Source organism: Microbulbifer taiwanensis (genome assembly GCF_014904815.1).
Classification (GTDB): Bacteria; Pseudomonadota; Gammaproteobacteria; order Pseudomonadales; family Cellvibrionaceae; genus Microbulbifer; species Microbulbifer taiwanensis.
Map to the genome: position 1 here is coordinate 154,335 of NZ_JACZFR010000006.1, position 13,189 is coordinate 167,523.

The following is a 13,189-nucleotide window of genomic DNA, read 5'->3' on the forward strand; positions in this document are numbered from 1 at the left end:
AATTGTAGGGACGAATGACCGCGATGGATGGCGAAGTGCCGCCCGCGTGTGGAACTGGAGCTCCGCGGTTCCAGGCGGAGCTCCCAGTGAACAGGTTAATGCATTTTCAGGCGCGGTTTAACAAATCGATTGGCCTGACCCACCAGGTAGATCAGCATCGCCTTGGCCCAGCCGTGCACTGCCGCCAGGTGCATACGGTAGAGGGAGCGATAGGCGAGTCCGGCGATGCGGCCCTCGATGGTCAGGCTGCCCTTCACCAGTGTGCCCATCAGGTTGCCCACGGCGGTATGCTTGCTCAGTGATACCAGCGAACCGCGATCGCGGTAGCGAAAATCCTTCAGCGGCTTGCCTTCGATTTTTGCGATCAGGTTGTGCTCGGCCACACCGGCCATCTGCTGCGCCGCCTGGGCGCGCGGTGGCACTCTCTGCTCGGCGGCATCGACACAGCCGGCGCAGTCGCCGAGGGCGAAAACATGCGGGTCGCTGGAGGATTGCAGGTCTGCGTTCACTTCTATCTGGTTGAGCCTGTTGACGGCGAGGCCGTCCAGCTGCGTCAGGAATTCCGGTGCCTTTACCCCAGCGGCCCAGACGCGAATGGTAGCGGGAATTTTTTCGCCATCTCTGGTGATGAGGCCATTGTCTGTTGCCTCGGCCACGGCGCAGCCGGTGCGCACATGAACGCCGAGTTTGCTCAGTTCGCGCTCGGCATTGTTGCCCAGGCGCGGCGGCAGTGCCGGCAGCAGGTGCGGGCCCGCTTCTATCAGACTCACCTCGAGAGAACTGCGCTGGATATGGCCGTAGTTGCCCATCTGCCGGCTGGCATCCACCAGCTCCGCGGACAGTTCTACGCCGGTGGCGCCGCCGCCGACGATGGCGATCTGCAACTTGTCTGCAATTTGGGTTTCCAGTTGCAGGAAGTGGTCCAGCAGCAGGCGGTGGAATCGCTGTGCCTGCATGCTGCTGTCGAGGAAGACGCAGTGTTCGCGCACGCCGGGGGTGTGGAAGTCGTTGCTCTGGCTGCCGATGCACAGGACCAGGTAGTCGTATTCCAGCTCCCGCGCCGGCACCAGTTGCCGACCCTCGTTGTCCTCGACCGGTGCCAGCTCTATGACGCGGCGGCCGCGGTCGAGCTTCTGCAGGCTGCCGAGCTGGAAATCGAAGCCGTTGGCGCGTGCGTGCACCTGGTAATTGAGTGCGTCCAGGCTGGAGTCCAGCGCGCCTGTGGCAACCTGGTGCAGCAGGGGTTTCCAGATATGGGTGCGGTTTCTGTCGACCAGGGTGATCTGTGCGGCGGGGGACTTGCGGCGGCGCTTGAGAAACGGCGTAAAGCTGAAATAGTGCCCGAGCCGGGTGGCCAGTTGCAGGCCGCCGGCACCGCCGCCAACGATAACGATCTTCTTCATACTGTGGTCTTCCTTAGCTTGCTAAAAAGCCGATTCCCCAATCTGTGAAGACCCATCACTTTTCTTGTGCCGCCGGGTGCTTTGCACGGCGGTATTGGCGCCAGTATCTACCGGCTGTCCCGAATTGGCAAATCAAATCTGGCTCTGTACGGTTTCCGGCTCGCGCGCGGCCAATTGACGCCACTCAATCTGGCGCGCCAGGTGAACAGGCGTCTGAAGTTTTTCCACAACCTGCACAGTGCCGATAATTGCGGCCTGGCTGTAGCCGGCCTGTTGCAGTGCCTGCAGGCAGCGCTCGACGTTTTCCGCCGGCACCGCGGCCAGCAGGCCACCGCAGGTCTGCGGATCGACGAGCAGTTCCCAGTGCGGCAGTTTCTGCCACTCCTGCGGATTTTCGATACTGGCGTAGGCGGCGGCGTTCTGCGGTTGCAGGCTGGACAGCCAGCCGCGCTCGATACAGTGGGCGGCGCCGGGGATCAGTGGCAATTGCTCGGCGATCAGGGTCGCGCCCAGCGGTGAGTCGCCGCCGAGCATTTCCAGCAGGTGGCCGAGCAGGCCGAAGCCGGTGACGTCAGTCAGCGCGCGGGCGCCGTGTTGGGCGAGTACTTCCGCCGCTGCGGCATTGCTCTGCAGCATGGTTTCCAGTGCCTTCTGCACCCAGCGGCCCTGGGCCTCGCCCGCGCCCTCGGCGGCGAAGATGGTGCCGACGCCCAGGGGCTTGCTCAGGATCAGGCAGTCGCCGGCGCGGGCGCCGGTCTTCTCCAGCAGCTGGTCCGGATCGGCCAGGCCATTGACGGTCAGGCCCAGCTGCATCTCGGCACCCTCGGAGGTGTGGCCGCCGGACAGGGCGCACTGGTGGCGGTTGAGCTCGTACACGGCGCCGGCGAGCAGCTGCTGCAGATCGCGCTGGGTGATTTCCGCCGCCGCCAGCGGCATGGTCACCAGCGCCTGGGCGGTGGCGGGCCGCGCGTGCATGGCGAACAGGTCCGACAGCGCGTGCAGTGCCGCCAGGCGCCCGAACAGCCAGGGATCGGCCACCGGCGCGCGCAGTTGGTCGGAGCTCTGCACCAGCAGTTTGCCTTGGGGCAGTTCCATCACCGCCGCGTCGTCGCCGGCACCGCGCAACAGGAAGCCGGACTGCTGCTGCGGTAGTTGCTTCAACGCGCGGTGCAGTACTTCCGAACCCACCTTGGCGCCACAGCCGCTGCAGCGCATGGTGGCGAGGGTTTCGCCACCGCGCTCGTCGAGAGTTTCCCGCGGCGGCTTGATGCCGCTTTCATCCATTGCCACCGGAAGATCGCTGAAGCGCTGCATAAAGTGGCGATCGATAAGATCTTTCCAGCGCCACAGGACATCGCCGACCAGGGCGGCGCCGTTGCGCACGGCAACGGCGCGCCTGTCGCCACAGGAGAGCAGGCTGAGGAAGTGCTTCTGCGGGCGGAAATCCCTGAGCGCCTTGCCGGTCAGCACCGCACGCAGGTTGTGGAACAGCAGCGGCCCCTGGCGCACCGCGTAGACGCCGGCTTTCGGCAGCGGTTTTTCGCCAAAGCTGGCCACGTCGCCGGCCGCAAACACATTGCTGTGCCCCTGGGCGCGCAGCTTTTCATCCACCAGTACGAAACCCTGTTGGTCCAGCGCCAGGCCGGAGCCCGCCAGCCAGGGCGGCGCGCAGGCGTTGGTGCACAGCAGCACCCGATCCAGTGCCAGGGTCTCGCCGCTTTCGCTGCACACGCCGTCTTCGGTGATCTCGGCCACCGGCCAGTTGCGGTGCAGGCTGACGCCGAGTTTTTTCAGCTCCCCTGCGACCAGGTTGCGCGCCAGCAGCGGGTAGCCCTCCGGCACCCTGTTGCCGGCGTGCACCAGGTGAATCTGCACGCGGCCGGAGTAGACCTGCTCTTCCAGTGCGTGAGCCATGGCCATGGCCAGTTCACAGCCGCCGGCGCCACCGCCGACCACGCCCAGCTTCAGGCTGGCGCGGGACTTCTGCACGCGCTTCTGCAGCTGCTGCCAGTAGCGGTGGAAGTGACCTATGGGCTTGATCGGGATGGCCAGCTCCGAGCCGGGCAGGTCCCGCGCCGGGGTCGCGCCCACATCCAGTGACAGCAGGTCGTACTCCAGGTCCGGGCGCCCGAGCAGGGAAACCCTGCGCTTCACGGGATCTATATGGTGGGCACAGGCCTGCACGAAACGCGCGCCGGCGGCGCGGCACAGGCGCACCAGGTCGATATGGGTGTCGTCCAGCTGGTAGTGACCGGCCACCAGCCCCGGCAGCATGCCCGAGTAGGCGGTCTGTACCTGGGGGGAGACCAGTGTCAGGCGCGCGCCCGGCAGGGGGTTCATGGCCCACATCTGCAGCACTATTGCGTGGGCGTGGCCGCCACCGACCAGGACTATGTCCTGGTAATTGGGGTACTCCTGCATGCTCTCTCGCTGGTAGAAGTTCTGGATTGGGCGGCGACAGCCGCGGACTAGTTGCGCGACAGACGCTGCCGCACATTGTAACCACTGGATAAATAGTAGACAGACTGTCGGCCCCCGCGACTAATTGCGCGGCGCGCCGGCGCATTATCGCGAATAGGGACGCCAGCGTAAAAAAATGCACAGTGGCTGGTCTTTACTTATTGGGCCCAATTGCAATTCCAGGTTTCGCTAAATTCATTTTCCGGCGCCGTATTTTTAATAATGCCCACGCAGTACGCCTCCTCTTTCGACCCGCTTCGGCGCCTGCTCTGGTGGCTGATTGCGGTGCTGTTGCTGCTGGGAGTCGCCAACCTGGCCGCCTCCGCACTGCTGAGCTCGCAGATCAAAAGCTGGCTCGAGGCGCGCGGCCTGGATACGGAAATTGGCCACCTGCGGGTGTCAGTTCCGAACCTGCGCCTTATCGCCCGCGACCTGCGTGCGGAAAATGCGCAGGGGCGCGGATTTCACGCGGAAGAACTGATGCTCGACTACAGCTGGTGGCAGCTGCTGCGCGGCAAAGTCCGGCTGCAGCGGGCCAGCCTGGACGGCGCCTATATGGACCTGGAATCCAGTGCCGGCGAGCGCGGGCGCCTGTGGGAGGTCGGCGGCTGGGCGCTGGGACAGGGACCGCGCCGGGATCGCGACTTCCGGCTGTTGCTGGACTGGGTGCGCGTCCGCAACAGCGTCCTCTGCTATCGCCACAGGCCGGAGTGGCCGACGCCCAGCTGCGTGGGCTTCGACCAGCTGCAGTCGCGGGACTTTTTACTCGGCATGCAACGCAGCGGCGACGAGCCGCTGAACCTCACCATAGGGACGCAGAAACTCAAGCTGCGCAACCTGCTGATACAGGAGAGGGAATCCGGCGCAATCGATACCGCGCTGGTCAAGCTGGACCTGTCCGGCGGGCGCTTCGTGCGCCCCGGCAACCGCATTACCGCCGATCGGGTAGCGGCCAGCATGTTCGGCAGCTGCCCGCCGCAACGCTGGGCGGAGGCACTGCCGGCCTTCGGACGTCTGATAGGCCACTGCGGCACTGCGCGCCGCCTGCAGCTGGAGGGCGAATTGCTGTTCAGTTTCGGCGGGGGGGCCGAGGTGCGCTGGCACCGAGCCAACGGCCAGGGAATAGCGTTGCGTCATCGCGAAAATCGCTGGCAGAACTGGCGTGCGCAGACGCTGGCGCTGGAGGATTTCGACTATATCCGCGCGCAGAAAAAACTCAGCTGGCAGCGCGCCGGCGCCAGCGCCTTTGATTACTGCCCCGGCGGCCTGCGCAGCGGGGATCAGCACTTCTGCGTGCGCGCCGGCACCCTGCAGTTGCCGGATCCGGTCACCGTGGACTGGAGCGATAAGTTCGCGCTCAGCGCAGGTCCCGGCCGACTGCAACAGCTGCAGCTGCTGGACCTGGCCGGCGAAAACCGCGACCCGTTTACGGCCCACCAGGTACAACTCGGTGCAATTGAGTACAGCGGCAAGACACGCGCGCTGGAGATAGGCGGTATAGCGTTGGAGAGCGCGAGCGGCTGCGTACCCGGACAGCTGTGGCAGCAACCGGACTACTGCGCGCGCCTGGCCGGGCTGCACAGCGCCGACCCCCTACTGCTGCGCTTTGCCGCGCGCGCGCAGCAACAGCCCTGGAGATTTGCCAGCGGACCGCTGCAACTCGCCCAGTTCCGCCTGCAGCGCGATGGCGAGGCGCAGGTCCAGCTGCAGAAACTGCACTGGCAACAGTTCAACCTGGTGGGCGCCGCGGGTGCTTCGGCCACGCCGCTACTGCTGAAGGACTTCGGCCTCCAGTCCCTGTCCGGCTGCCTGCCGGAGGGATTGTTGCCGGCGGAGTGGCGGCCACTGTGCGCGGAACTGAACAGCCTCGACGGGCGCGGCAACTTCGCCTGGGCCGGCGGCGATGACGGCTACCTGATCGCGGGTGAACTGCGGCTGCAGCGATTGCTGCTGGCCGATCGCCTGGATGACGATCGGGGGTTGTTGCTGCAACAGCTGCACACGGGTGAGGGTTATCTGCGCCGCAACGCCGACGGCGACAACCCCTGGATCGAAAGGGACAGAGACAGCGCGGTCGTCGCTCCGGTCGCCGCGGCGCCGCCGGTGGTGGATGAATCCGGCGCGGAGAAGGGGCTGCTGCCAGAGGAGCTGGCGCGACGCAATAACGACGTCGGCGATGAGCCTGCTGTCGCGCCTGCGACTGGCGCGGCGAATATCGACAGCCCCAACCTGAAACTCAACAGCGCCTCCCTCAGCCGTCTGCAGGGTTGCCTGCCGCGGGCCTGGGCGCGATTGCTGTACCGGGCGAATAAAGAGCCGCAGCAGATGCCGACCTGTTTCGACTTGCGCAACCTGCGCCAGCACAGCCCACTCGTCGTTGCCTGGCAGGGCGGTGTGGATCTGAGCGCCGCGCAGCTGACACTGGAGCGGGCTAAAGCCGACACCGAAGCGGGAAAGACACTGCTGGATCTCGCCGGGTTGCGCCTGCCGCGCGCGCGCCTGCGCTTCCTGCCGCTGCCCTATCGCAGTACTTTCGTCGCCCTGCCGCAACTTTCCCTGGAGGCCTTCTCCGCCTGCCTGCCGCCCGCGGTCGAATCCCTGGCGCTGCAAATTCGCTGTGCGGAACTGCAGGGCCTGCGACTCGGGAAAAACTTCCAGCTGGCGGTGGACAGCCGGCAGGTTTCCGCAGACCTGAGCGGTACCCTGGCGCAGCGCATTCTGCTGACGGAACAGGGAGAGCAGTACATCGTCGACCTGCAAAAGTTGCTGACACCACAGTTGGCATTTCACTGGCCGCGCCGGGCGGGGCGGCCGACCAGGTTGCGGCTGCACAATCTGTCGGCCGCCAGCCTGCACGCCTGCCTGCCACAGGAAACAGAAATGCGCGCGGGCTTGCCGCGCTGCATCTCCACCGAAGAGTTGCGCAGCGTCGGCGATAGCGGGCTGGCCCTGGGGGAAACCCTGTTCAAGGCGGCGCCGGTGGCAAAACCCCTGTGGCGCATAGACGGCGCCCAAGTAGAGCAGTTGTCGATGACAGCGGATGCGCTGGAACTGCACGGCCTCGATATTCGCCAGCTGCTCGTCTGCGGCTTGAAAAAACTCCTGCCGCCGAATGCGAGCGCCATGGGGGTGGCCGACTGCGCCACTGCCGAACTGCTGGAGTTCAGCGGCGTCAGCCGCATTGGCCTCTCGCCCTCGGCGCCGCGTATCGAACTGGGCGCGCTGGAAGCCGAGCCGGTCGAGCTGTGGCAGGAAGAGGGAGGGCACCTGCCCGCCGGCCTGCAACACTTGAGCTGGCAGAAGCTGCGCTGGGATGGCGGGCCACTGCTCTGGACGACGGACATAGCGATACAGAACTTCCGCGGCTGCACCGCCGGACCTGTGGCGCGGATCGCGGTTGGAACTGTCGAAGTGGCGACGACGGGATCGGCCGGAGCCTGCTTCCGACTGCGCAAGCTGTCCCTACCCGGCGCGCAGAGAGTCTCCCTGGCCAAACCGTTTTCCACCGACGGTTCCATCCAGCTAGACGGCCTCAGTATCGACAGGGCGGGAAGGCCACCCCTGGAGATTGCGCGGCTGCAACTGGATCGGCTGGCCTTTGGCGGGGTGCCTCTGGCCAGCCTGTCGGGGGCGAGCGGCTGCCTGCCAGCGGACGTTTTCGGGGACACGCGCCTGGCGCCCTGCTACCGGCTCGGCGAGGTGCGGCTACAGGGCGTGGAGCGTCTGGCGACGCCCGCTGGGCGCGCGACAGTATTGCGCGGCCTGACCATCGACGGTGTGGAACTGAAGCAGGAGGATTACCCGCCGGCACTGCCCGCGCAGCTGTTGCAGCTGGTCTCCCTCAGTGCGGACCGGCTCCACCTGGGCGCTGGCAAAATCGCCGCGCAGCAGTTGCAATTGCAGGGCGTCGCCGGCTGTGTGCCGCGCGGCTATATAAAGCGCGTCGACCACTGTGTTGCAGTGGAGAATATCGCGGTCGATGGCAGCTACAGCGCCGGAGAGGCACGCCTGACGCTGGCGCAACTGCAGCTCCAGAAAATTAAACTGCTATCGGGCGGTGGCAGGCAATTGGTGCAGGGTGACAGCATCACCGTTACGGAATTTGCCAGCGACAGGACGCAACTGCGTTTCCTGCGCGCGGAAACCGGCGAGTTTGAACTCTTCGATCGGCGCGAGGGCGCGCCGGAATATCACCGCCACTCGGTAATCGGCCGGCTGGCGGGGCTGCAGGTGGAGCAATTCGGGTACGACAGGGGCGCCCGTCAAGTGGAAATCGCCGGTATCGACGCACTGCGACCGCGCCTGATTCTGACGCGTGATCGCGAGGGGGAATTCCCTGTCCTGCAAGAGGTGGCCGCGCTGACCGGCGCCGAGCGGGCGGAAAAGCCGCTGACGCGCGCAGCGGACGCAGTCACGTCAGAATTGAGTTTTCGCTATCACATCCGGGACTTCAATATACGCCACGGCACCTTCACCTGGGTGGACCGCCAGGGACAGTATCGCGCGCGCCTGCCGATCAGGGGCATTTACCTGACCGTGCACAACCTGAGCAACCTGCCGCACCATCCTCCCTCTGTCATTCTGTTCAACGGACGCCCCGGCGGGTTCGGCGAAATTCAATTGGCCGGCACCATCGACTACCTGGATACACAGAAGTGGAATGCGGACCTGACCGGCTATATCGTCGATACCAACCTGATTCCCGCCACACCCTATATGGCCAAGCTGCTCGGATACAAGATACTGCAGGGGCAGCTGGACGCGCGGCTGGATATCCAGATAAGGGAAAACAAGGTCAAGGCCTATGCCGATATGGAGCTGGAAAAGATCAAGGTGCGCCGCGTGCGCGAGGACGACCAGCTGCCAGTGGAGTCCACCTTTATTCCGCTGAATATCGCCCTGTATCTGCTGAAAGACGGCCAGGGCGATGTTCATTTCGGCATGCCGGTCAGCGGCGACCTCTACGATCCCAAGTTTTCCTTCAGCTTTATTTTCAGCGATCTGCTGCAGAGGGCGATCCTGGAAGCCCTGTTCAGTTACTTCACACCGATCGGGTTCTATACCCTGGCCAAATTCGCCTGGGGGCGCTTTCGCGCCGTCCGTTTCGATCCGATTGTTTTCCAGCCGGGCAGCGCCGAACTCAGCGCCACGGCCATAGGGCAACTGCAGGAAATCCTCACCACCCTGCGCGAGCGGCCAGATGCGCGCCCCGGTATCTGTGGCATCGCCAACGCGCGCGACTGGCAGGCGCTCTACCCGAATGCGACCCCGGGCCTGGGCGGCAGCCGCCCGGCGCGCGAAGCCTTCTATCGCCACCCGCCACTGATGCTGTTTGAGGAATTCGAACGGCTGGCGCAGGAGCGCAGTCGGCAGGTAGAACGCTTCCTGTTCGACGCGGGCATCACCGCCCACGAACTGATCCCCTGTGCACCGGACTACAATGGACGGGACTTCGACGAGCCGCGGGTGGAATTCTCCAATTAGGCTGTAGCAAAAATCTCGAACTGAATCCCGCACGGGGTGCATCGCGGCAGACAACTGCCCATGCGCTGTCTGTATGACCGCCATCCTCGGCGGTCTCACACCACCCCGACCTGAACAGTTTATGGACGGTGAAAATCATGGCCAAGAACCTCGCACAGAAACTCATCGAGAGCCATCTCGTCAGCGGCTCGCTGGAACCGGGCAGCCCGATAGAGCTGAAGATCGACCAGACCCTGACCCAGGACGCCACCGGCACCATGGTAATGCTGGAATTCGAGGCGTTGGGCCTGCCGCGGATCAAGACCGAAGTCTCGGCCCAGTACGTGGACCACAACCTGCTGCAGACGGATTTCAAGAACGCCGACGATCACCTGTTCCTGCAGAGCGCCTGTCGTAAATTCGGCCTCTGGTTCAGCCGCCCCGGCAACGGCGTCAGTCACCCGGTGCATATGTCCTGCTTCGGTATCCCGGGCAAGACGCTGCTTGGTTCCGACAGCCATACGTGCGCGGCCGGCTCCATGGGCATGCTGGCCATAGGGGCCGGCGGCCTGCAGGTGGCCATGGCCATGGCCGGCGTGCCCTTCGCCCTGAAAATGCCCAGGGTCCTCGGCGTTACCCTCGAGGGAGAACTGCCGCCCTGGGTCAGCGCCAAGGACATCATCCTGGAAATGCTGCGCCGGCAGACGGTCAAGGGCTGCGTCAACAAGATCGTCGAGTACCGCGGTCCCGGCCTGGAAAAACTCACTGCCATGGATCGCCACGTGATCGCCAATATGGGGCAGGAGATGGGTGCCACCGCCAGTGTCTTTCCCGCTGACGATGCGGTGAAATCCTTCCTCAGACAGCAGCAGCGGGAGGAGGACTACGTCGAGCTGAAAGCTGATGCCGGCGCCGGCTACGACGAGGAGGACACTATCGATCTGTCCGCCCTCGAGCCGCTGATCGCCTGTCCGTCCAGCCCCGACAGGGTGGTGCCGGTGCGCGAGGTGGCGGGCAGGCCCATCTACCAGAGCTATGTCGGCTCCTCCGCCAACCCGGGCCTGCGCGATTTCGCGATACCGGCGCGCATTGTCTCCGGTCGTCGCGTCCACGACAGCGTCTCCTTCGATATCAATCCCACTTCGCGCCAGCTGCTCGAGGAGATCAGCCGCAGTGGCGACCTGGCGGCACTGCTTCAGGCTGGCGCGCGCCTGCACCAGACTGGCTGCGGCGGCTGTATCGGCATGGGCCAGGCCCCGGCCAGTGACCGCATCAGCCTGCGCACAGTGCCGCGCAACTTTCCCGGTCGCTCCGGCACCGCAGAGGACCAGGTCTACCTGTGCAGCCCCGAGGTCGCCACCGCCAGTGCGCTGACTGGAAAGATCACTGACCCCCGCGAACTGGACATGGATTACCCTGTTTTCCGTGAGCCGCAACAGCTGCCGGATATGCGCCCGCTGCTGCAGCCGCCGCAGGGAGCCTTGCCGGAAGGGGCGATAGCGGTGGAAGTGGAGCTGGTCAAGGGCCCGAATATCCAACCGCTGCCGGACTTCGAGAAACTGCCCGAAGTCTTGACCGGGCCGCTACTGTTGAAGGCGGGCGACAATGTCTCCACCGATGAAATCCTGCCCGCCGGCGCGGAGATTCTGCCGCTGCGCTCCAATATTCCCGCGATCAGCCGCCACACCTTCTCCCGCATCGATGAGGATTTCTACCAGCGGGCGATGGATCTCAGCGGTGACTGCTTTGTCGTTGGTGGCGACAACTACGGGCAGGGCTCCAGCCGCGAGCACGCCGCCATTTCCCCGCGCTACCTGGGTGTACGTTGTGTCATCGCCAAGAGCATGGCGCGAATCCATCGACGCAACCTCATCAACTTTGGTGTACTGCCTTTGCTGTTTGACGACCCCAATGACTACGACAGGCTGGAGCAGAATGCGGTGCTGGAAATAGACGCTCCGCTCCTGCAGTTGGCGACGGGGAAACCTGTAACGCTGAAAATCATGCCGCAAGGGGAGATGGTCAAGCTCCGACACGACCTGTCGGGGGATGAAATGAAAACCCTGAAAGCCGGAGGGCTAATCAACGAGGCGCGGGAGAAACATCTTACAAAAGGTGGCGGGTGAGGGGCTGCCGTCCAATCGCGGCGCCACCGGATATCCACGCAGCCATGTCCGACCTGGAGGTAGAGGTGCTGTTGCAGTTGGCCGTGGGGGGCTACGTCTGCTCCTATTGGTGGGCGAGGGGCCGACACAGCGGTGACTTCAAGGATTTCCCCGCAACCGGCAAGACGACCACCTGGAGCGGGACGCAGATAGATCGCTATGAAGGTGGCAAGGTGGTGGCGTGCTGGGTCAACTGGGACAAGTACGGCTTCCTCGAAGGGCTGGGGTTGGTAAGCTGATGAAGGTTGAAGCAACGGGGCGCCAGGCTGTGCGGAGAGGCAATCAAGACCTGTAACAGACAAAGTTGTGAACAGGCCCTAGGATTTGGGCTATTTTCCTGTTGTACCCCAACACGCACGGATAGCGGATATACATATGCTTAATCGAGTCTCCTGGTTGCTTCTGGCTTGCCTCTGCCTGCCATCCTGCAGTCACGCACCGATATACGATTTCGGTCCCGGAGAAGATTTTACCTACCTGACCATAGAGGTAAAGCGGCTGCCAACCAGAGGTTGGTTCCCCTCCAACAGGATGTCCCTGACGCTGGAGCGCTGCCAGGGCGGTCATATTGGAATGGTGGATCTTTCTGGTGAAAAGACGAGAAGGATAAAGGTGTCTACCCAGCGGCCTTTCTATGGCCTTTTCTATGTGATGCACAATGAGCTGAGGGGGCGGCAGGAAGAGGGCAGCCAATACCTGTACTTCAATCCCCGTATGGACCGCGATTACAAGCTGGTGTATGCGGAACAAGAGGAGCGATTTACGCTGGAACTCTACTCTGCGGAAAAAGGCGGGGAGTTTACACAACAGGAGCGCCTTCTGTTGGGCAGCCGCTACATTCCCCTCTGCGCCACCGTATAAGCGGCCTCTCAAAGGCGATCCTGCCTGGAGCATACACCCAGAGCCGTACCACTTTTCCTGGCGACGCACCTCCCTGCGCTATGTGTTTTTTATGCAGGTCGGCCCGGATATATGAACTTAGATGCAGTGCTCAGAGTCCGCTGGCAAGTGAATATACAATTGGCTTATCTAAGCTATTGATTTAAAGTAGGTATTTATTTTTGTATGAAGATGGATATAAATGCACAATAGCGTAAGCAGGTATGGAGACGCCGACTTTTAAACAAATCTGCTGTGTCTATTGAAATAAAAAGGAATTTTTCATGAAAAAACTGCACTTTTTCCCTCTTCTTATGATGCTCACTATTTCTGGAAGTGTTGGAGCTAACACACCCTCTTCAATCGATCTTGAAAAAGCAGTCAAGGCTGTAAATAACGCACAAAATAGGGCAATGCTTTCCACTGCATCTATCGATGATCTGGATAAATTGTTTGATCTGTATACGGACGATTTCGTTTATGTGCATAAAGTTTATGGTGGCACCTACACCAGAGAAGAGCTTTACGGAAATGCCGCTAAATATATAGCTGCCAAACATTACAAGCTTACTGAAGAAAGATATAAGGTATTGAGGGTTTTACCTGGATTTGGCGCTGCAGCTGTAGAAAGGCTTGAAGTTGCCAGCGGAAAGACTCATCTATCAGTTTTTGAGTTTGAGGGTAATAAGGTTTCTAAGATTATTGAGTACTGGGAGTGATAGTCTGCCTGGTTCCAGTATCGGAATAACGAGCCGTTCCGGGGGGGGGGCAGTGCAATGCAAAATTGGCGCAGGTCACTGCGCGCCCATTTTGGCACTA

7 protein-coding genes are annotated in these 13,189 nt (G+C 62.8%); 5 read left to right on the forward strand and 2 right to left on the reverse strand.

Annotated features, from left to right (window positions below; translation table 11 throughout):
* Positions 1–95: 95 nt before the first annotated feature.
* Together IG627_RS01550 and selD are read right to left on the reverse strand one after the other, a co-directional pair.
* On the reverse strand, positions 96–1,403 hold the full coding sequence (locus tag IG627_RS01550; RefSeq protein WP_193189365.1) for an NAD(P)/FAD-dependent oxidoreductase: 1,308 nt from the start codon (positions 1,401–1,403) through the stop codon (positions 96–98).
* 132 nt (positions 1,404–1,535) lie between these two features.
* Complete coding sequence (gene selD / locus IG627_RS01555; protein ID WP_193189366.1) at positions 1,536–3,824, reverse strand: selenide, water dikinase SelD; 2,289 nt, start codon at positions 3,822–3,824, stop codon at positions 1,536–1,538.
* Between the two features lie 261 nt (positions 3,825–4,085).
* Between selD and IG627_RS01560 the strand changes: the two genes are divergently transcribed.
* The 5 genes from IG627_RS01560 to IG627_RS01580 all read left to right on the forward strand — a co-directional run bounded on the left by IG627_RS01560 (position 4,086) and on the right by IG627_RS01580 (position 13,089).
* A complete protein-coding gene (locus tag IG627_RS01560) occupies positions 4,086–9,347 on the forward strand; it encodes a DUF748 domain-containing protein (protein WP_193189367.1) in 5,262 nt (1,753 codons plus the stop codon).
* Positions 9,348–9,484: 137 nt separating this feature from the next.
* Positions 9,485–11,452: an aconitate hydratase gene (locus IG627_RS01565; protein ID WP_193189368.1), complete on the forward strand. Its 1,968-nt coding sequence runs from the start codon at positions 9,485–9,487 to the stop codon at positions 11,450–11,452.
* A gap of 44 nt (positions 11,453–11,496) precedes the next feature.
* Complete coding sequence (locus tag IG627_RS01570) at positions 11,497–11,730, forward strand: ester cyclase (RefSeq protein WP_193189369.1); 234 nt, start codon at positions 11,497–11,499, stop codon at positions 11,728–11,730.
* Positions 11,731–12,103: 373 nt separating this feature from the next.
* On the forward strand, positions 12,104–12,352 hold the full coding sequence (locus IG627_RS01575; RefSeq protein ID WP_193189370.1) for a hypothetical protein: 249 nt from the start codon (positions 12,104–12,106) through the stop codon (positions 12,350–12,352).
* 302 nt (positions 12,353–12,654) lie between these two features.
* Positions 12,655–13,089 (forward strand): nuclear transport factor 2-like protein, encoded by a 435-nt coding sequence (locus IG627_RS01580; protein ID WP_193189371.1) that lies wholly within the window; start codon positions 12,655–12,657, stop codon positions 13,087–13,089.
* Positions 13,090–13,189 lie beyond the last annotated feature (100 nt).